Below are 19530 nucleotides of genomic sequence, written 5' to 3'. Positions count from 1 at the left end.
CCACCCGCTGACGCCGCCGGGCGGTGCCTGCCCGACGTCTGAACATGCCGGTGGGCGGGGAACGCCGAAGCGTTCCCCGCCCACCGGACGGACAGTGCTACCTGCCCGTCAGTTGCCCAGTGCCCCTACCCGCGCGGCCGGGGAGGCCACGGCGGGAGCGGCCCGCCACGCTGCCGCGCGGCGTCCGACGCCCGCCGCAGCACCTCCGTGGGCGGTGACCACGCGTACCCGAACTCTCGTTCCGCCACCGAGTCGAAGATGTGCTTGCACGCCTCCGCCTCGGACAACCCGACCGCGTGGAGGCGTTCGGGGGCCCCGCGTTCGCCGATGGGGGAGCCGAACCACCATGTGCCGTCCGCCTCCGGCGCCGCCATGTCGACCCCGCTCTCGGGGAGCGGGCGGTCGTCGAATCCGCCCAGCTTCCACCCCTGCGGTGCGCGGCCCAACTGCTGGAAGGCGGCGTGGAGTTCGGCGGCGGTCATCGCCGGCTCCCCCCGCTCCTCCCGTACGGACCACAGGCTGTGCCACTGTTCGCGCAATGCGGCGAACCGCGGATCGCGCAGGGCCGCGGCACGGTCCTGCTCGGCCCGCTCGCGCTCCCAGTGCGCCCGCCACTCGGCCTTGGCCTCGGCGAACGCGGCCCCGTCGGGGCGGGTCAGCTCGCGGTAGAACACCTCGCACGCCTCCGCCTCGGAGCCGTAGGTGCCCAGCGTGGTCGTGTGCCCGAAGGCGATGTCGACGTCGTCCCCGCCGAACACCCACCACGCGGTGGTGGAGCCGACCAGCGCGAGCCCGCCACGCAGGTCGTACGGCCCGGGCGGGCCCTCGACGTGGCCGCCCGGCGGGAGGAGGAACCCGCCGGGCTCCACACCGCTGCCGATCGGATGCAGGGCGTACCCGGCAGGGTCCACACCGGCCGAGCGCAGTGCCCGGTCGAGCTGGTCGGTGTTCACTAGTCCGTCACTTCCACGATGTACTTGTTCTCCAGGAGCCACTGGACGTTGACGCTCTTGGGCAGCTTGTACTGGACGCCGCCGCCGGGCTGGCCGAACCAGGGGGCGATTTTACCGCCTTCGATGGTTCCGTACCGGTCCGCCTCCGCCTTGCCCCAGTCCCTGGTCCACTTGTACACGTGGTACCCGCCGCCCATGGCGGTCTTGTCGGCGCTGACATTGGCCGGGGGCAGCGCCCGCTGGCTGTAAGGGGTGCCGTCCTTGGGGGCGAGGAAGCCTCCGCCCTCGACGCTGAGCTTGCCTGCGGCATCCTTCGTGATCTTGCCCGGGGTGCCGAAGCGGTCCATCTCCTCGCCGACCTTCGGGGAGTGCGGCTTGGACGGGCCCTGGAAGCCGTCGGGGAAACCGGCGGCACGGTCGGGGTAGTTCACCCAGCCGGTGCCCTTGTTCCAGAACTGGTGGAACCATTCCTCGATGGTCAGGTTGCCGAACGGCTTGTACCCGGCCATCAGCTTCTGGGCATCGGGGCGCATGCCTGCGGTGATCTTCGGCATGTCGATGACCTGGTTGAACGTGAACGACAGGCCGCCGGTCCCGCTCTTGTCGGCCTTGATCGCAGAGGTGATCAGGCCGTTGAGGACGCTGGAGTGCTGGGCGCTGATGCCCTTGCCCGCCTTGAGGTCGTTCAGCGCACCCTTGGCCTTGCTGATCTGCGCGGCCGTGAACTTCATCTCCACGAGGGGGTCGGTGACGATCTTCGCCGGGCCGCGGATTCCGCCCAGCGGAGCCATCGCGCCCAGCTGCATCCCGGCTTCCGCGCACTGCTGGCCCGTGGCCCGGAGGATCGGCCCGCCGGTGGCCCGAGCGCTCGGCGAGGCGACGACCGGGGGTTCGGTGGTGGAGGTGTCGCCGGTGACGCACTGCATGAAGATCTTCGGCAGGTCCCCGAGCATCTGGCCCATGAACTTGTCCCAGCCGTCGGTGATCCGGTTGTACTCGCGGCTGAACTCCTCGGACTGCGACTCCCCGGCGAACCCGTCCCAGTGCGTCTCCGCCGCGGGGCACTTGTTGCCGATGTCCGCGGCGACGCCAGGGGCGGTGCAGTAGAACATGTCGACGTTCAGCACGTAGTCGGTGCGGAACTTCTGCGTGCAGTGCAGACCTCCCTCGCAGCCGCCGACCGTCGACACGGTGGCCTTGTTGTCCTGCACGCGGGCGGCGATGAACTGACGCGGCACACCGAAGTAGCCGTTCTCCGGCAGGGCGATGTTGTTCAGGTTCAGCTGCTTCACGGCATCCGCGCCGTGGGCGAGGGCGTTCTTCTTGACGTCGGCGATCTCGGCCTGGTCACGGTCGTAGGCCGCGAGCGCTTCCTTGGCGAGCTGCTGCCACTTGGCCTTCGCGTCCGCGGGGACGTCCTCGGCCCTGTTGCCGGAATCCCCACCGGGTACGGGGACGACGGGGGGCACGACGGGGGCAGTGACCTTGAACTTGGACCACGGCGACCAGTCCGTCTCGTACGCGGCCCCGTCGTAGGCCGAGGAGCGGACCAGGTACGTCCAACCGTCCTTGAGCTTCCCCTTCGGGACGTTGACGGACGCGGCCGTGCCGGCGGCGGCGTACCCGGAGACGAGGACGTCCCACTTGTTGTCGTCGGTGAGGTTGACCCTGGCGCCGGGGTCGCCGTTCGCCTTGACGGTCCACACCTCGAAGGTGCTGGTCGTCTTGTCCTTGTCCGGGTCCACGGGGGTGTTGCGGAGAGTGGGCGTCAGCGTATTGGTCTGCCACACGCCGGAGGTCTGCTTGAAGGGCGGGCCGACCTCGGGCGCCTTGGGCGAGTTCGGCGGACGGTTGGCGCTGGCTGCGGCGCCCGGTGCGCCGTACGCCAGGGACACCGGCGCACCGTGCACCGGAGGCGGCGTCGCCGAGGGCCGCTCGCCGCTGGGGGCGGTGACCGTCGGCCGGTCGTCGCCGACGGCGGCAGCCGCCACTCCGGAGCTGAGAGCCATGACCATGGCCGTTGTCACGGCGACGGAGGCTCTCCTCTTTTGGGAGGCGGGTATCAAATGTCTGAAACGACCGAGAGAGTTCACACAGATCCGTTCATATGCACCTTTGCGTGACGCGTACGCATCACGCGGTAGGCGACAGTAGCCATTGGTCCAGACCAACGCTATGACCCGAATCACTGAGGCGAAATGTCAACTACGCCCATTTTGTTGAGTTTTGCTGAACTGCTTGACATGCAGGCGCGAACTACTGCAGCCGCAGATGAATTGCCCCGCTATTTCCATTTCTCCTCGAACCGCGCGTGAATGCGTGGGAGGTGCTCACCGCCGGAAACTTCGCGACGGCGAGGACGGGAGCGCGCATGCGGCCGTCCGCACGCACGCCCATGACCGTCCCGACCGCGGCGGTCACCGTACGGGGCTGGCGGCAGCCATCGCGGACCGTCAGTCGGCGCCCCTAATCGCCCCACCGGTCGGCCAACTTGCCTGTACGGACGCCGACTTCGGCTTCCGGCGCGGCATCCGGCATCCGCCTCCCGACCGGTGTTCGGCATACGGGCCTGCTCGATGACCGCCGATGCGTCCCATCGGCCCCGGTTGGGCCACGGACCCGAGCCGGACGTGTACACAACTGCCCGGGCACTGCGGCGGATACGGCTCCGGTTAGGGTGCTGGTTTCGTCGACGCACGGGGGAACCTCGCCATGACCTATCCGCATCCGGACGCGCGGCACCAGCCGGGACCGTACGGTCCGCCGCCGGGGCAGCCGCAGCCGTATGGAATCCCCGCCCCACCGCAGCAGTACGGGAATCCCGGCCGGCCCGGGCCGGCGGGACCGCAGGCCGGGTGCGAAGTCTGCGGGGCGCAGCCCGCGACCAGCGTGACCGTGCGCTCCCATCAGGGCATGGTCGTGATCATGCGTACGGTCACCCGGCGGGGAGTTCTCTGCCGTACGTGCGGCCTCGCCGTCTACCGGCAGATGACCTCCAGCACCCTGGTGACCGGCTGGTGGGGCCTGTTCTCCCTGTTCGTCACACCCTTCGTGGTCCTGGCGAACGTCCTGGGCGCCCGCGCTGCCCTGCGGCGGCTGCCCGAGCCGTACGGTGCCCTACGGCCGCCGCTCGACCCGGGCCGCCGGGTTCTGCGCCGTGGCCCCGCGATGCTGATCCTCACCCCCATCGCGCTGGTCTCACTGGCGATCCCGACCCTGGTGGCCGTGGGCCTGCTCGCGGGGGACGACGCCCCCGTCGCCCTGTCGGTGGGGGACTGCGTACACAACGAGGCCGACTGGCCCGAGCAGCGGCTGACGAAGGTGGACTGTGGGTCCCCGCTGGCGGAGTACCGGGTGACGGACGCGGCATCGTGCGGTCCCAAGGACTACCTGCTGCACGCCGAGTACGCGAGCGACTCCTCCGGACGAGTCGGCTCCTGCGTCACCCGCCTCTAGACACACGGGACCTGCTGCCCTTCGTACGCAGCCGACGTCGCGAGGCGGTCGTACGTCGGCTCATCGAGAACCGGGCCCCGGCCGGGCCGGCCGGTGCCTGGCTCAGTGCACCGGGAAGCCGAAGGAGTAGCCCTGCTTCTTGAGTTGGGGCAGGAGCCGGCGCAGGGCTTCGACGGTCTGGGTGCGGTTGCCGCCCGCGTCGTGGAAGAGGAGTGTCGGGCCGTTGCGGAGTTCCCGTTCGACGGTGGCCACGATGGCGTCCGTACCGGGACGTTCGAAGTCCTTGGTGTCCACGTTCCAGCCCAGCGGGCGCATGCCCCGGTCGGCGGCGAGCTTGCGGCTGTAGGGGGTGAAGGCCCCGCCGGGCGCCCGGTAGTACATCGGCCGCACGCCCCCGGACGCCTCGGTGATCATGCGCTCGGCGTCGAGCATCTGCTGCGACTGGTAGGTCTGGGACTTCTTGTCCATGGCGGTGTCGTGCGACACCGTGTGGTCGCACAGCCGGTGCCCGGCGGCGACCACCTTCTTCACGAGGTCCGGGTGGGCCTGCGCCTGCGTCCCCACCATGCAGAACGTGGCCTTCACCCCGTACTCCCGCAGCAGATCGAGTACTTGAGGGGTCCACGCGGGGTCGGGGCCGTCGTCGATGGTGAGGTTGATGCCGCGCGGCCCCGCGTCCGAGGCGTGCGCGATGGTCGCCGCGACCGGCTTGACGGCACTGCCCGGCGTGGCCGGCGCGTTCGCACTCGGCGCCGAGTCGCCCTCGGTACTGGCCTGCGCGGTCCACACCGAGACGCCGGTGGCGAGCATCGTCACCCCGAGCGCGGCCCCGACCGCCTTGCCGTACCAGCTCCGCCCGCCGTCCTGTCGTGCCATGTCCGCCCCTTTTCGCGCAGTCCCTCGCCGATCCCCCGTGGTCGCCCTTGCAACCACATGGCAGGACGGGACACGGCGGCAAGGGGATCCGTCTGTTACCGATCACGAACAATCTCGGGAAAGATCGCGGACAACTCTCCGCGGCCGGGGGCCGGATCCCGACGTCGTGGACGCGGCGGGAGGGGATCCTGCTCCGTATGAATCCCGTCATCAAGACCGAGGGCCTGACACGCGAGTTCGGCGGACGCCGGGCCGTCGACGGACTGGACATCGAGGTGCGGCCCGGAGAGATCTTCGGTCTCCTCGGGCCCAACGGCGCCGGAAAGACGACCACGATCAGGATTCTCACCACCCTCCTGTCCCCCACCAGCGGCCGGGCGACGGTGTGCGGACTGGACGTCTCCCGCGACGCGGCCGAAGTGCGACGGCGCATCGGCTACGTGTCCCAGGAGAAGGGCGTACGCCATCTCCTCACGGCCCGTGAGAGCGCCGAGATCGAGGCGGACCTGCACCACATCCCGCGCCGGGAGCGGGAGCGCCGGGTGTCCGAGGTCCTGGACGTGGTCGGTCTGCTGCCCGAGGCGGGCCGGCAGGTCGCGGAGTTCTCCGGCGGCATGCTCAAGCGCCTCGACCTTGCCTGCGGGCTGCTCCAGCAGCCCGAGGTGCTGATCCTCGACGAACCCACTCTCGGTCTCGACGTGCAGGCCCGGCACCGAATATGGGAGCACGTGGCCCGACTGCGCGGCCACGGCGTGTCCGTGCTGCTCACCACCAACTACCTGGACGAGGCCGATCGGCTGTGCGACCGCGTCGCCATCATCGACGAGGGGCGGAAGGTGGTCAGCGGCGCGCCGGACGAGTTGAAGTACGGCGTCGGCGCCGAGGTGCTGCACGTGGTCACGGACGACGTCGCGGGGATCCGCTCCCTCGTCGACGGCCAGGACTGGGTCCACCGCTTACTGGAGCCTGAGCCGCGCACCGTGCACCTGCACGTCGACGACGCCATGGCGGCGCTGGCGTTCGTGGCGGGTGCGGGCCACGAGCACGGTGTCGTCGTCGACCAGATCGGCTACCAGCGGCCCACGTTGGACGACGTCTTCCTGCTGCACACCGGCCACCGGGTGAACGCCGCGGACGAGGAACGGCCCCCGGCGCCCGCGCGGCCTCCGTCGCCGGCCGCGTCCGCGCACCTCGGCGCGCGCGGCCGGCTGAGCGGCTACCGGCAGGAAACGGTCGCGCTGCTCCGCCGCTGGTACCTCCAACTGCGCAGGGAGCGCCTCAACCTCGTCTTCACCCTGCTCCAGCCGGCGATCTGGCTGGTCTTCTTCGGCAGTTCGCTGCGGGGCGCGGTGGATCCCGGGGCGGTCGCCGGCGCGGACTACATCGCCTTCATGCTGCCGGGCGTGATCGCGTTCACCGCGGTCGGCCTCGGGGTGAGCGGTGCCGTGCCGCTGCTGTGGGACAAGGAGACCGGGTATCTCGGGCGGCTGATGAGCATGCCGCTGGCCCGCGGCTCCATCGTGGTCAGCCGGATCCTCTTCCAGATGGCGCTGGGCGCCGTGCAGACGGTGATCATCCTGCTGGTGGCCCTGGCGCTGGGAGCGCGGCCCGCCGCGCACGTCGGTGACACGCTGCTCGTCCTGGTCGCCGTCATGCTGCTCACCGCCGCGCTCACTGCTGCGTTCATCGCCCTGGCGTACACCTCTTCCAGCCATACGACGTTCTTCGCGATCAGCGGGTTCGCGTCATTTCCCCTGCTGTTCGCGAGCAACGCGTTCGTGGAGCTGGACGCCATGCCGCAGTGGCTCGCGGCGGTCGCCCGGCTCAATCCGCTGACGTACGCGATCGAGGTGGTCCGCGGTCTGGTCCTGAACGGTTGGCGGGCCGGACTGTCCTGGCCGCTGCTGGTGCTGGCCCTGTTCGCCCTCGTCTGCCTGGTCACCGCCGGGCGGCAGGTCCCGGCCCGCGCGGGTCGCGGCCTGCGCTGACGGGGTCGCGGCCTGCGCCGACCGGGCATCGGCCTGCGCCGACGCCTCCGTCCTGCCGTCCGGGTGGCGCTCGCGCCAGGACAGGGCGCCTTCCAGCACCGCGCGGTGCACGGCGCGGGCGAGCCGGGCGCCCCACAGGGACCGCGGACCGCAGAAGGGTTCGGGGGCCGCTCCTCCCGTGGCGTACGGGACCGCCAGGCACACCGCGTCGGATGCCGTTCCCGTACAGGCGAAGCCCGCCTCCAGGAGGGCCTGGGTCTTTGCCTCGGTCACCGTCATCACCGCGTTGACCAGAGCGGCGTCATCCAAGGGCACCGGCAGCGTCGCCACGATGTTCACGGTGCCGGGCCGCGGCACGGCCTGCGGGGGCTGCCCTTCGTGGTCCACGGCCCAGGTCGGCACGCTCAGTCCCACGGTCGCCATCGCCTGTGCGCCCTGCACGTCGGCGCGGGTGTAGTGGCGGACGGCGGCGGCCGTCAGCATGCCGACGCCCGCGTCCTCCAGGCCGCAGGCGTCGGCGAGTTCGCCCAGGTGCGCGGCGAGGTCGGTGCGCGCGTAGGAGACCGGCACCTGCGCGTTGATCACCCAGGAGCGGCTGCCGAGACCGCCGCCGAGGGAGCCGGACGAGAGCATGCGCCGGCCCGGCCCCACCCGTATCAGCAGCAGCGGGGCTCCCACGGCTCCGCGCAACTCGATCTCCATCGCGTTCTCCTGTCCTCGGTGAGCATTTCGAGCCGATTTCTCCGCGGCTCTCCCTGTCCGCGACACGTGCTGGTACGTTCCTCGCTGCTACGACCCAGCGGGTGTCGGAAGGAAGAGCCACATGGCTCATACGAGCAACCTTCACTTGGCCGAACAGCTGTCGGACGATGGATTATGTCTGATCAGCGGCGTGGTCCCGGACGATCTGACGGCACGTCTGCGGGACCTGGCCCAGCGGAAGCTGCACTCCGAGACCCCCGCCCACCTCCAGCGGTACGCCCACCACGGAAGTCTGATTCCGGTCCGGCTGGAGGACGATCCGCACGCCGACCTGCTGACCTCGCCCGCGCTCCAGGACGCCTTCCGGCTGCTCGGTTTCACCGATCCGCGCTGGATCAGCGGGTACGTCATCACCAAGCCGCCCCGCTCGCCCGGCCTGTGGTGGCACCAGGACTGGTGGGCCTGGGACCACGAGCTCAGCTTCGCCGCGCGGCCGCCCCAGATCTTCTGCATGCTCTACCTCCAGCCCACCCGCAAGGAGAACGGTGCGCTGCGGGCGGTGCCCGGCAGCCATCGCACCTGGCACCCGCTGCACAGCGCCCTCCCCGAACCGCACACGGTCACCATCGAGAACCAGCCGCAGGACACCGTGTCCCATCTGCCCGTACCCGACGAGATCACCATCGAGGCGGACCCGGGCGATCTGGTCATCGGGGACGTACGGGTGCTGCACGCCACCCACCCCAATGGGACCGACACCGCGCGCACCGCCGTCGATCTGCTCTTCGCCCCGCACTTCCAGGACCTCCCCGAGGAGTTCAGAGCGCATTACGTACGGCAGTTCTGCCTGCCCGAGGCCGGCTGGTGGCGGCAGCCGGGGCACCCCCTGCGGGGCACCCGGGTCAGCCGCGTACTGCCGACCTACGACGGTCCCGACCACCCGCCGGTGCCGTACCGTCGACTGCCGCGCCGACGGTGAGACCCGCGTCGCGAGGCCCCGCCCACGAAGAGTCGCAAGGCCCGCCCACGCAAGGTCGCGAGGCCCCGCCCACGCACAGTCGCAAGGCCCCGCCCACGCAAAGCGGCTCCCGGCAGAGATGAGGAAGCGCCCGTGCACGCCAGCGACAGGCCCTCCGGTGCGATCGACAGCGGCGACCGCCCGACCGACGGTCCCCTCCCCGTACGGGACAACGGGCACTACGCCCGGGACGTCGTCGGCGCCGGTCGGGGCCTGCCCGGCGGAGGACTGCACATCTATCTGACGGGCGACCTGTTGCATCCGCCGATGGTCCCCGATCCGGCGATCTGGTCGGACGGGCGGCGGTGGCGGGACGGCGCCGCCCTGCACACCCGGCAGATCGCCGAACTGGCCGGACTCACCGCGGGGGAACGCGTGCTGGACGTCGGAGGCGGCCTCGGCGGTCCGGCACGGCTGCTGGCGCGGGAGCACGGGGTGCGCGTGACGTCGGTGACCAACTCGGCGGCGCACGCCGCGACCAGCCGCAGGCTCAACGCGATCCGGCCCATGGGAGAAGGCAGCGTCACCGTGGTGCTCGGGGACTGCCAACGGTCCGTACCGGGCGGCCCCTTCGCCGCCGCGGTCAGCATCAACATGCTCTACCAGGTGCAGGACCACCGGGCCCTGTTCGAGCAGGTCTTCTCCAGTCTGGAGCCGGGCGGCCGGTTCGTAATCGACGACTGGCTGCTGACGCCGCTGGCCACCCCGGAGGACGTGGCCGCTCTGGTGGCCCACTTCCAGTTCCCGCACTTCGCCCGTACCCACACCCTTGAGGACGACCTGATGGCGGTGGGTTTCCTGCCCGCCCACACCTCGCTCGACTTCGGCGACGTGGCCCGCGGTCCGATGGCCGACCACTTCGAGCGGCAGATGTGGGAGTACTTCGCTCCGCAGGTGATCTCCGACTGGCCGGGCGATCCGATCGGCGCCCCGGGCAGGCCCGCCTACGGGGAGCTGATGGTCAAGGAGTTCGTCGAGGCCGTCAACATCACCCTCCAGCTCTATGCGCGCCGGCACATGACCTACCGGCGCGTCCTCGTCCGCAGACCCGAACTCCCCTGAGCCGGTCCCGTCGTCGCAGTCACCGCCGTCACTCACGTCCGGCGGACACTGAAGCCCCCTCCTCCGAAGATGACGCCCATGGACATCCGCGCCTTCACCGACTCCGGCCGTCTGCTCTCCGACAGGGCCGCGCTGACCCGCCGACTGGCCACGGACGGCTACGTCTTCCTGCCCGGTTTCCTTCCCGCGCACCGCGTCGCCACCGTGCGCGACACGGTGCTGACACTGGCCCGCGAGGCGGGCTGGCTGCTGCCCGGCCGTCCCCGGGACCCGCTCCCCGTCGCGAACCCCGCCGCCGCGGTGTGGCCGCCCGACCCCCGGTACGCCCGTGTGCACCGCTCGATGTGGAGCTGCCGCGCCCTGCACGCACTGCTGCACGACCCCGCTCTGCTCGCCCTGCTGGAGGACCTCCTGGGCGAGCCGGTGTTCGTCCACCCCCGCAAGGTGCTGCGCGTCGTCCACCCCCGGGCACCCGGCGCCCCGCCCGAGAGCGGCTGGCACCAGGACCATCCCGGGGTCCAGGGCTCGCCGCGCACCCTGACGGTGTGGACCCCGCTGACACCCGTCACCGCGGATTCGGGGTCCCTGTGCGTCCTTCCCGGCTCGCACGGGCACGGACAACTTCCCATGCGCCTGAGCAACGAGGCCGTCGTCGGATGGGAGGCCGACATACGACCGTCATCCTGTCTCAGCAACCCCATGAACCCCGGCGACCTCCTGATAATCGACCCCTTCACCGTGCACCGGGGCACCCCCAACACCAGCCGCACCCTGCGGATCTCCACCGACTGCCGCTACCAGCCGCTCCACGAACCGGTCAACGAAGGCTGCGTCGAACTCCTCGGCGAGCCGTACACCTGGGACGAGGTCTACCGCACCTGGCCGCGCGGCACCGACGATCCCCTCGCGTACTACTGGAAACGCCAGCCGGCCAGAACCGTCCCCTACGACGCGGCGCCCGACGACCGGCGCGACCAGCAGGCGCTGGCCGCCGGACGGGCGGGGGACAGAGGCGCACTGCGCGCGCTGCGGATCGCCGCGCGGCACAGCCCGGATCCGGACACGGTGGCCGAGGCACAGGCCCTGTGCCGCTCCCTGAGCACCCCGCCCGCCCAAGACCACAACGCCGCCCCCACGCACCTTCAGCACCATGAGAACCACGAGAACCACGGCTGAGGACGTGAACCGGCCAGTGTCCGTACTTCGGTGGCAGCACCCGCCACATCTCGGAACACTGGACAGAAAGCGCACACGAGTGCCGTGCGCACGCGTCGGACCCGATGCTCGCCCCCGACGCGTACACCACGCTCTCCGACGCGCGTACCGCTGTCCTACAGAGGAGGCACCCGCATGCTGTCGTCGCAGGCCGAACTGGTGTGGCAGGGAAGGATCCACCTCGGTGACGAGCCGGGGATCTACGCCGACGCGGCGTACTCGGGACTCGCGACCGAACTGCCACTGACCCTGGAGCGCACCAACCCCAACGGCCCCCACGCCACCACTCTCGTACTCGACACCGACGACCTGCGGACCTTCCAGGGCTACCCGGGCCACCCCGTCGAGGTGTTCCTCTTCCTCCCGGACCCGGCCGACCCCAACCACTGGAACCGCACCACGCTCGCCACCGCACGGCTCACCGGCAGCAACACCCGGTACGAGATCCCCCTCGACCTCACGGGCCGGGGCTCGCGGCTGTACCTCGGCGTCCGCGTCGGCGTGGACACCACCGTCCCGGCCGGGCTGTACGACGACTTCGTGCTGCGCCGACTGTCCAACAAGGCCGTCGACTTCACCTACGTGGCCTCCTTCGGCTTCCGCGCATGACACGGCCGCGCCCGCCCGCGCTCCTGGCCCTGCTCACGGCCCTGCTGCTGGCACTCGCGGCCTGCAGCTCGGACCCGCCAGGCCCGCAGGACACCGCCAAGGGGCGCGACAAGGGCTGCGACGCCCCCTTCTCCTCCGACCGCGACTACTTCCCGGACAAGTCCACGGTCCGGCACGCGAAGAACTTCACCATCCGCTACGAGAAGAGCTACCAGGTACTCACCGTCAAGGAGCCCTACCCGAAGGGCAGGCCTGAGTCGTACGTCCTGGTGCGCTGCGGCGCACCCAGCCCCGAACTCACCGGCGACCTGGCCGGCGCCCAGCGGATCACCGTCCCCGTCAAGAGCCTCTACTCCGGTTCCACCACCCAACTCTCGCTGCTCACCGCCTCGGGAAGCCTCGGTGCGCTCACCGGGGTGGCCAGCACCAAGTACGTGGTCTCCGCCGACGTACGCAAGCGCATCGCGGCGGGGAAGGTCGCCGAGTACGCGCCGAACGGCACCGTCAACACCGAGAAGGTCATCGCCGCTCGGCCCGACGCGGTGATGACCGCGGGCATGGACGACCCCCAGTTCGCCAAGCTGCGCAGGGCGGGCATCGGTGTCGTCGCCAACGCGGAGTGGCTGGAACCCACCCCGCTGGGACGAGCCGAGTGGGTCAAGGCCGTGGCCGCCCTGACCGGCGCGGAGAAGCGCGCGGGCGAGGTGTTCCGCGAGGTGGAGCAGGACTATCGGCGCGTGGCGGCGACCGCGGCCAAGGCGGCCCCGCCCACCCCCGTCCTGCTCGGCACGCTCCTCCAGGGGTCCTGGACGCTGGCCGCCGGCGGTTCGTACTTCGGCCAGTTGGTCACGACGGCGGGCGGCAGCTACCCCTGGCAGGGGGACCGCAGCACCGGCAGTCTGCGGCTCAGCTTCGAGACCGTGTACGCCAAGGCCGGGAGCGCCCGGACCTGGCTGGTCGACCAGACGTGGAAGTCGACGGCCGACGCGGTCAGGGCCGACCCTCGCCACGCCCGGCTCACCGCCGTCAGCAGCGGCGAGGTCTGGTCCAACACCAAGTCCCTCGGCCCCGACGGCGGCAACGACTTCTACGAGAGCGGGGTCCTGAGGCCCGACCTCGTCCTGGCGGACCTCGTCGCCGTACTCCACCCGGACCTCGCCCCGGGCCACCGCTTCACCTACTACGAGCGGGTGCCCCGGACATAGCGAGTGCCCCGGAAGCAGGGAGGCGACGGAAGTGGGGAGGCGGCGGAAGCAGGGAGGCGACGGATGCGGATCGAAGCCCGCCGGGCGGCTCGCAGGCCCGGCGTCCGCGTCGCCGTGCCGGGAAGCCGCCGACGCACGCTGGTCATGGCGGGCTTCGCCCTGGCCGGCGCCGTGCTGTTCGTCCTCACCATCGCGCTCGGGCCCCAGCCGGTCCCCCTCGACGACGTCTTCCGCATCCTCCTGGGACGGCCCGCGCAGGACCCGCGCTGGACCGTGATCGTCCATGAACTGCGGCTGCCGCGCGCCCTGACGGCGGCAGCGGCGGGCGCGGCGCTCGCCGTGGCCGGGGTGCAGATGCAGACGCTCTTCCGCAACCCCCTGGCCGACCCGTACTCCCTGGGCGTGAGCTCCGGCGCGAGCATGGGCGTCGCCGCGGTGGTCGCCGGCAGCGGCGGCGCGGCGGGTGCCTTCACAGGTGACCTCGCAGGACTGGGCCGCATCGGCGTGGTGCTCGCCGCGGCGGCCGGAGCGGGCGCCGTCCTGGCACTGGTCCTGCTGCTGTCGCTGCGGACGCGCTCGGCCGCCACGCTGCTGCTCATCGGCGCCATGATCGGCTCGATGGCGACCTCGCTGGTCAGCGTGGTGCTGGTGTTCGCCAGGCCGGAGTACGCCCAGCAGTTCCTGCTGTGGGGGCTGGGCACGTTCGACTCCACCGCCTGGCCCGACCTGGCGGTGATGCTCCCCGTGCTCGCCGCGGGGCTGGCGCTGGCGCTGCTGACGACGAAGCGGCTCAACGCTCTGCTGCTCGGCGAGGACTACGCGCGCACGATGGGGCTCAACGCCCGCAGCAGCCGTCACCTCTCGCTGCTCGGCACCACCGTCCTCGCGGGCGGCGTCACCGCCTTCTGCGGCCCGGTGGCCTTCCTCGGCCTGGCAGTGTCCCATCTGACCCGGATCGCTCTGGGCACGTCGGACCACCGCGTCATGGTGCCCACCGCGCTGTTCTCGGGTGCCTGCACCGCCCTGGCCTGTACGTTGCTGAGCCATCTGCCCGGCGTGGAGACCGCCCTCCCCCTCAACGCCATCACCTCCCTGTTCGGTGCACCCCTCGTGGTGGCGCTGCTGGTCCGGAGCCGCCGCGCCATGCGGGAGATGGAACCGTGACCGAGCGCGCCCGGGGATCGCTCCGGCGCGCACCGGGTCCGGCGCGCGGAGCGTCGGTCCCCGAGAACGGCGGGCTGGCCGCCCATGCGCTCACCGTCGGGTACGTCCACCGCCGGGCCTGGGGTCGTCCGGTGCGCCGCCGGGTCCTGGACGGCCTGGACCTGCTGGCGCGCCCCGGGGAACTGACCGTCCTGCTCGGCCCCAACGGAGCGGGCAAGTCCACCCTCCTGCGCACCCTGTGCGGGCTGCTGCGGCCTCTCGAAGGGAGCGTCCTCGTCGACGGTACGGACGTGCACAGCTGTCCCCCCGCCGTGCTGGCCCGCCAACTCTCCGTCGTCCTCACGGACAGGATCGCCCCCGGGCTGCTGTCGGCGAGGCAACTGGTCGCGCTCGGCCGCCACCCCCACACCGGCATGACCGGCCGCCTCACCGCGGCCGACCACACCGCGGTCGCCTGGGCGCTGGAGGCCGTCGCCGCAACGGATCTGACGGACTGCCCGGTCGGCGAGCTGTCCGACGGGGAACGCCAGCGGGTGCTGATCGCACGCGCCCTCGCTCAGGAGCCGCGCGTCGTCCTGCTCGACGAGCCCACGGCCTTCCTCGACGCCCCGTCCCGCGCGGCGCTCATCGCGCTGCTGCACGGACTGGCCCGGCAGCGGAACCTCACGGTCGTCGCCAGCACGCACGACCTGGAGCTGGCGCTGCGCATCGCCGACGTGGTGTGGCTGATCGACCGGCAGTCCCGGCTGCACGCGGGCGCGCCGGAGGACCTGATCCGCAGCGCGGCCCTGGCCGCCGCGTTCGACTCCGAGCACTTGGCCTTCGACCCGGTCACGGCGACGTTCGGCCTGCGACGCGCCACCCGGGGCACAGTGACGGCCGACGCGCCCGCACACCTGCTCCCGCTGCTGGAACGGGCCCTGGCACGGGAGGGCCTGACGATGGTCCGGGAAACCGGGAGCGCGGAGCCCACCATCGTGGCCGAGAGCGAGGGGACGCTCCTGCTCCGCCGGGGACACGGACGCGTACGCATCCACACCTTCGAGGAGCTGGCGCGGGCGGTGCGCGAGGGGACCCGGTAGAGGTCCGTACGACCTTGTCCGTGGGCGAATTCGCTGCTGACTCTCTCGACCGCCGAGGCGGTCGTCCGCCAACTCGTCGAATACCGGGCGCCGACCGCCTGGGACCGCACAGGATGCCCGCTCAACTGGTCGTGTCAGGACCCGACATGAGCTCGTGCACCCGGTGTCATCACCGACCCACTGGTGGCGGGGAGCACGAGGCAGGGGGTCCTGGGTGGCGGCCTTTCCCTGCGGAGGGAAACCACCGGGAAGGCCACCACCTTGGACGGGAGGGCCCTGAGGGGCCGGTCCGAGGACTACGCCTCGCGCTCCTCCGAGCTGCCCGGCTCGGCAGGCTCGTCCAGCTGACTCGGTGCATCCCGGTTGGTTCCCAGCAGGTTCATGCAGGTTCATCAGGGGCGGCGCGGCTGCTCACCCGACATCCTGAACAGCCGGATTTCGGTGTGGATGCCACGCTCGTCCACGTACTGCTTCTCCCGGCCCCACTGTTCGAAGCCCACCCGTCGGAGGAGCTTCGCGGACGCCGTGTTGCGGGCGTCGCAGCTGGCCGTGATCCGTTGCACCGTGACGAGGAGACGGTCGACCACGGCGGTCATCGCTTCGGTCGCGCAGCCCCGATGCCGCATGTCCGGCGCCGGCGTGATGCCCACCACCGCCTGACCACGGTCGCTCTCTCGCGCGACAGCGAGATCCCCGATCAAGCCGGGCCAGAACTGACGCATCGTCATGGCTGAATCGCCGTAGCCGCAGCCGACGCGTCACGATGTCGATCATCCCTCCCTCGCAGACCGGCTCTCGAAGCGGGAGCCACGACCTGTCATGTGCAGCCCGCGGGGCTGGCGCCGCAGCCCTCGGGGGTCACCGGGCCTGCGGAATCCGTCCCAGCGCGCGGGGCTGAACCCGTATGGGCCGACACGCCCGCGACGCCGAGCGCCAAGGCCGCCGCCACACCGACCGCCACTCGAACAACCTGCCTGAACACCACGGCCCTCCAAGAACGCGAACGGAACACTGGCTCCCAGTAGGCCCGCCGCCGATGAACGACCGATCAATAATCGATCAACTCACACGAGGCCCCGAGCCGATGCGCGCTTTGTGCCGTCACGGCCGTCGCTGCCGTCACGGCCGTCGCTGCCTCACATGCCGAGGTTCCAAGGAGACCGCCTCCGCCCGGAAGACGCTCCGTACGGCGGCGTCGCACGCGGGTGCGTCCGCGGATCTGCACACCGAGGGCCTGGCTCAGCACCGCAAACGGAGAATCGATCCGCTGGATCCGGTCCGTGGCCCACGGGCTCTTCGGTGTCAGTCCCCCTGGACGAGCCACAGAGCCAACGCGAGCGCGTACGCAACAGCCATGACGGCTTTGCCGTAGAGCAGCGCACACAAGAAGGCCCCGAGTCCCGCACTCCATACAGCAGCGCGCTGCCGGTCACGGGCAGCCAGGACCCAGACGGCCACCAGGAGGCAGAGCGGCAGCACGTACCCCAACTGCCACACCGGCGGCACTGCTTCCCGTACCCGCCCCGCGTACCCGGCGGCTGCGGTGAGCGCGGTGATCCCAGCCGGAATCACCCACCACAAGGGATCCCGACGGACGACGCCATCGGCGGAAGCCGTGCAACGTACCTCGTCGGCAACTGGATCCAACGATGCGGCGGGTGTGTTCATGGGACCACTTCAGCACCGGGCGCCACACGGCGCCTGAGTGCCCATACTCAGTTACGGCCTGGGTACGAGCTGGCCCTGCGGCTCAGCACCCTTGTCCCCTGCCGCACCCGTTTCGTCTCAGGGCGTCCTGTGGTGCACCCTGCGCTGCGAGAACCGAACGGCGAACCGCTCAACCGGACTTGGACCGGCTCACCGACCTCCTCGACGACCCCGCAGTCGAACCCCGGCAGCCGACCGACTCAAGTTCCCCTGAGTGAACCGCGTACAGCTGCCCGCGCCCAGGTCTGCGGATCCTCGGCTCTTCCAGGTTCCGAGGTCGCGGCTCGTAGACGTGTCGGAAGATGTCAGCCCCGTCAGCCCCGCCGGGGCTGGGCCAGGGTGATTCTTCAGGCCCGGAGCCTGTCCGCCGCCGCCAGGGCGTCCTTGACCTCCCGGACCACGCGGGCCGCGTCCTGGGGGTTGTTCACCACGTCCGTGTGGCTCATGTCGACGACGAGGACCTCGCTGGCCGAGTAGTGGTTGTGCACCCAGTCGTCATAGCCGGACCACAGCGTCCGGTAGTACTCGACGAGGCCCTCGTCCTGCTCGAAGTCACGGCCCCGCAGCCCGATCCGGTGCAGCACCGTCTCGAAGTCCGCCTTGAGGTAGACCATGAGATCGGGTGCCTTGCGGTACGGCAGTCCGTCGATCTCGCGCATCATCTCGTTGAGCAGCCCCTCGTACACCCGCATCTCAAGGGAGCTGATCCGGCCCAGGTCGTGATTGACCCTGGCGAAGTACCAGTCCTCGTAAATGGACCGGTCGAGGACGTTGTCGCCCTTCTTGTACGCCTCCTTGATCGAGGCGAACCGGGTCTGCAGGAAGTAGAGCTGGAGCAGGAAGGGGTAACGCTTCGCCTGGATCTCCTCGGGGCTCGCCGTGTAGAAGAGCGGCAGGATCGGGTTGTCGTCCACGCTCTCGTAGAAGACTTCGCTGCCCAGCTCCTTGGCGATCAGCTCGGCGACACTCGTCTTGCCGATGCCGATCATGCCTCCGACGCAGATCACTGACATACCTCGCTTCTCCCTGGGGTCTTCTTCTTCGCGGCCGGGTGGGCTGGACACCCCGAACCGCAGGGACGCGTCGCGGCGTCCACTCGATTCCCCAAGATCTTCATGATCAGCGACCTGTGGTCCCGTCCGGGCCGAGGCTCCGATACAGGACCACCTCCGCAACCGGCCGGACCGACCGGGCCAGCCACTGCCGCGCACGGCGACGAGTCATCGCCCCGCGACCGTCCAGAAGCATAGATGACGCTGCGCACCACCCCGGCCAGAGCACCGGATCACCGCACCTGGCCCTCGCGGGCAACGTGGCGTTCGAGGCGACGGTGTACTGCCGACTTGCCGGAGAAGCCCTCGACGGGCTGACTCCGCGCAGCACAGCACAGCACAGCACAGCGATGCGCAGCACAGCGCGTGACACTGCTGGCTGCCCCCCCCCCACCGCCACCGCGGACCAGCGGACCGGTGTCCAGGCATCCACCTGCCCGGCAGAGATCTGTCCGCTGCCGTTGACCGCCAGGCACGTCGCAGGCTCCGCGAGGGCGCGATCCGGCGCCGCCGCGGTGCCACGGGCAAGTCCGAGAACGCCAAGGCCACCTGGCACGACACCCACGAATTCCGAAGACACCCCGGAACAGTCGTCCCCCACGACCGAGCAAGGCCGCCGCCCCGGGCATGCACTCCGTACGAAACGAGACGGAGGACCATGATGGCCTCGACCCCGCGTGCCCTGACCCCACGGGGGCAGCGCGCACTCCTACTGACCACCGCAGCCGTGCCGTTGACCGGCTGGACCGTGCACGCCGTCGTCCTCCACAAGCGGCTCGCCGCGACCAGGCGTGATCCGCTCACCGGTCTCCTGCGACGCGACGCCTACACCGCCCGCGCCCGGCAGTTGCTGCGTCGGTACGGTGACACCACCGCGGTGGTCATGGTTGACGCCGACCACTTCAAGGACATCAACGACCGCCTCGGGCACGCGGCCGGCGACACCGTGCTGGCGGCGTTCGGCAGCCGGCTCGCCTCCTGGGCAGGCCCGCGCGCCTCCGTCGGCCGGCTCGGGGGCGACGAGTTCGCCATCGTCCTCGAACTCCCGGCGGCCGGGCGCACACACCGCCTGGAGCAGCTGATGCGCATGCTGTGCACCCCGGTGCGTCTGGACGACGGGCACACGGTCCACGTCGCCGCCTCGATCGGCGCCGCGACCCCGGACGTGATCGGCAGCCGTGACCTGTCGGTACTGCAGCGGGCTGCGGACGCCGCGATGTACGACGCCAAGCACTCCGGGCGCGCCATGCTGGCCACCGCTGAGCACGCCACGGTGCCGTCCGTGAACGGGCGCCGGGCGGGGCGACCGGGCACGCACCTCTGGGGGCGGGCGGCATGAGCGCCGACCCGTCCGGAACCGCCGGCGAATCTCGTCGAGTGCCTCCGCAGCCGGTGCCGGGGCCGGGCCGGTGTGTCACCGATCACATGAAAGCGCCACCTG

Annotated in this window: 16 protein-coding genes and 1 pseudogene; 10 read left to right on the top strand and 7 right to left on the bottom strand. The window is 70.9% G+C overall.

Translation table 11 applies throughout. The features are described from left to right. Nucleotides 1-125: 125 nt before the first annotated feature. Nucleotides 126-953 (bottom strand): hypothetical protein, encoded by an 828-nt coding sequence (locus tag ACH4SP_RS03675; RefSeq protein WP_398408802.1) that lies wholly within the window; start codon nt 951-953, stop codon nt 126-128. Then, nucleotides 953-2980: a glycohydrolase toxin TNT-related protein gene (locus tag ACH4SP_RS03670; RefSeq protein ID WP_398408800.1), complete on the bottom strand. Its 2028-nt coding sequence runs from the start codon at nt 2978-2980 to the stop codon at nt 953-955. The genes ACH4SP_RS03675 and ACH4SP_RS03670 overlap by 1 nt, the downstream gene beginning before the upstream one ends. Before the next feature lie 685 nt (nt 2981-3665). Here ACH4SP_RS03670 and ACH4SP_RS03665 point away from each other — a divergent pair. Continuing rightward, on the top strand, nt 3666-4409 hold the full coding sequence (locus tag ACH4SP_RS03665; RefSeq protein WP_398408798.1) for a hypothetical protein: 744 nt from the start codon (nt 3666-3668) through the stop codon (nt 4407-4409). Between the two features lie 102 nt (nt 4410-4511). On the opposite strand, the gene ACH4SP_RS03660 is transcribed toward ACH4SP_RS03665, so the two are convergent. After that, nucleotides 4512-5285, bottom strand: coding sequence for a polysaccharide deacetylase family protein (locus tag ACH4SP_RS03660; RefSeq protein WP_398408796.1), 774 nt, complete (start codon nt 5283-5285; stop codon nt 4512-4514). Nucleotides 5286-5482: 197 nt separating this feature from the next. On the opposite strand from ACH4SP_RS03660, the gene ACH4SP_RS03655 reads away from it, so the two are divergent. Next, a complete protein-coding gene (locus tag ACH4SP_RS03655) occupies nt 5483-7273 on the top strand; it encodes an ATP-binding cassette domain-containing protein (protein WP_398408794.1) in 1791 nt (596 codons plus the stop codon). A 108-nt stretch (nt 7274-7381) separates the two neighbouring features. Here the strand turns inward: ACH4SP_RS03655 and ACH4SP_RS03650 are convergent. Next, nucleotides 7382-7906, bottom strand: a pseudogene (locus ACH4SP_RS03650) (adenosylcobinamide amidohydrolase); the annotation flags it as partial. 190 nt (nt 7907-8096) lie between these two features. Here ACH4SP_RS03650 and ACH4SP_RS03645 point away from each other — a divergent pair. From ACH4SP_RS03645 to ACH4SP_RS03615, 7 genes are all read left to right on the top strand, one after another. After that, on the top strand, nt 8097-8954 hold the full coding sequence (locus tag ACH4SP_RS03645) for a phytanoyl-CoA dioxygenase family protein (RefSeq protein WP_398408792.1): 858 nt from the start codon (nt 8097-8099) through the stop codon (nt 8952-8954). Between the two features lie 132 nt (nt 8955-9086). Then, the gene (locus ACH4SP_RS03640; protein WP_398408790.1) at nt 9087-10055 is read left to right on the top strand and encodes an SAM-dependent methyltransferase; all 969 of its coding nucleotides are present in this window, start codon (nt 9087-9089) and stop codon (nt 10053-10055) included. 78 nt (nt 10056-10133) lie between these two features. Continuing rightward, entirely contained in the window at nt 10134-11231 is a 1098-nt protein-coding gene (locus ACH4SP_RS03635; RefSeq protein ID WP_398408788.1) for a phytanoyl-CoA dioxygenase family protein, read from the top strand. A 174-nt stretch (nt 11232-11405) separates the two neighbouring features. Continuing rightward, a complete protein-coding gene (locus ACH4SP_RS03630; protein WP_398408786.1) occupies nt 11406-11879 on the top strand; it encodes a hypothetical protein in 474 nt (157 codons plus the stop codon). Beyond that, entirely contained in the window at nt 11876-13084 is a 1209-nt protein-coding gene (locus tag ACH4SP_RS03625; RefSeq protein WP_398408784.1) for an ABC transporter substrate-binding protein, read from the top strand. The genes ACH4SP_RS03630 and ACH4SP_RS03625 overlap by 4 nt, the downstream gene beginning before the upstream one ends. A gap of 63 nt (nt 13085-13147) precedes the next feature. Then, nucleotides 13148-14248 (top strand): FecCD family ABC transporter permease, encoded by a 1101-nt coding sequence (locus tag ACH4SP_RS03620; RefSeq protein ID WP_398408782.1) that lies wholly within the window; start codon nt 13148-13150, stop codon nt 14246-14248. After that, on the top strand, nt 14245-15330 hold the full coding sequence (locus ACH4SP_RS03615; RefSeq protein ID WP_398408780.1) for an ABC transporter ATP-binding protein: 1086 nt from the start codon (nt 14245-14247) through the stop codon (nt 15328-15330). The genes ACH4SP_RS03620 and ACH4SP_RS03615 overlap by 4 nt, the downstream gene beginning before the upstream one ends. A gap of 392 nt (nt 15331-15722) precedes the next feature. On the opposite strand, the gene ACH4SP_RS03610 is transcribed toward ACH4SP_RS03615, so the two are convergent. The 3 genes from ACH4SP_RS03610 to ACH4SP_RS03600 form a co-directional block, all read right to left on the bottom strand. Next, entirely contained in the window at nt 15723-16058 is a 336-nt protein-coding gene (locus tag ACH4SP_RS03610) for a GNAT family N-acetyltransferase (protein ID WP_398408778.1), read from the bottom strand. Between the two features lie 574 nt (nt 16059-16632). Next, the gene (locus ACH4SP_RS03605) at nt 16633-16902 is read right to left on the bottom strand and encodes a hypothetical protein (RefSeq protein WP_398408776.1); all 270 of its coding nucleotides are present in this window, start codon (nt 16900-16902) and stop codon (nt 16633-16635) included. Nucleotides 16903-17384: 482 nt separating this feature from the next. Beyond that, complete coding sequence (locus tag ACH4SP_RS03600) at nt 17385-18050, bottom strand: deoxynucleoside kinase (protein WP_398408774.1); 666 nt, start codon at nt 18048-18050, stop codon at nt 17385-17387. Nucleotides 18051-18750: 700 nt separating this feature from the next. Here ACH4SP_RS03600 and ACH4SP_RS03595 point away from each other — a divergent pair. Beyond that, nucleotides 18751-19428 carry a GGDEF domain-containing protein gene (locus tag ACH4SP_RS03595; protein WP_398409526.1) on the top strand — a complete coding sequence of 226 codons (678 nt, stop codon included), beginning with the start codon at nt 18751-18753 and terminating at the stop codon, nt 19426-19428. Nucleotides 19429-19530 lie beyond the last annotated feature (102 nt).

It is taken from the genome of Streptomyces sp. NPDC021093 (assembly GCF_044333135.1).
In the GTDB taxonomy this organism is placed as follows: Bacteria; Actinomycetota; Actinomycetes; order Streptomycetales; family Streptomycetaceae; genus Streptomyces.
Note: the sequence above shows the minus strand (reverse complement) of the source record. Positions and strands in the feature narration are given on the sequence as shown.

Excerpts from the sequence above, each read along its gene's own strand:
- ACH4SP_RS03665 (WP_398408798.1), top strand. The coding sequence starts at position 3,666 with ATGACCTATCCGCATCCGGACGCGCGGCACCAGCCGGGACCGTACGGT.
- ACH4SP_RS03660 (WP_398408796.1), bottom strand. The coding sequence starts at position 5,285 with ATGGCACGACAGGACGGCGGGCGGAGCTGGTACGGCAAGGCGGTCGGG.
- ACH4SP_RS03655 (WP_398408794.1), top strand. The coding sequence starts at position 5,483 with ATGAATCCCGTCATCAAGACCGAGGGCCTGACACGCGAGTTCGGCGGA.
- ACH4SP_RS03645 (WP_398408792.1), top strand. The coding sequence starts at position 8,097 with ATGGCTCATACGAGCAACCTTCACTTGGCCGAACAGCTGTCGGACGAT.
- ACH4SP_RS03635 (WP_398408788.1), top strand. The coding sequence starts at position 10,134 with ATGGACATCCGCGCCTTCACCGACTCCGGCCGTCTGCTCTCCGACAGG.
- ACH4SP_RS03630 (WP_398408786.1), top strand. The coding sequence starts at position 11,406 with ATGCTGTCGTCGCAGGCCGAACTGGTGTGGCAGGGAAGGATCCACCTC.
- ACH4SP_RS03625 (WP_398408784.1), top strand. The coding sequence starts at position 11,876 with ATGACACGGCCGCGCCCGCCCGCGCTCCTGGCCCTGCTCACGGCCCTG.
- ACH4SP_RS03620 (WP_398408782.1), top strand. The coding sequence starts at position 13,148 with ATGCGGATCGAAGCCCGCCGGGCGGCTCGCAGGCCCGGCGTCCGCGTC.
- ACH4SP_RS03610 (WP_398408778.1), bottom strand. The coding sequence starts at position 16,058 with ATGACGATGCGTCAGTTCTGGCCCGGCTTGATCGGGGATCTCGCTGTC.
- ACH4SP_RS03600 (WP_398408774.1), bottom strand. The coding sequence starts at position 18,050 with ATGTCAGTGATCTGCGTCGGAGGCATGATCGGCATCGGCAAGACGAGT.
- ACH4SP_RS03595 (WP_398409526.1), top strand. The coding sequence starts at position 18,751 with ATGGCCTCGACCCCGCGTGCCCTGACCCCACGGGGGCAGCGCGCACTC.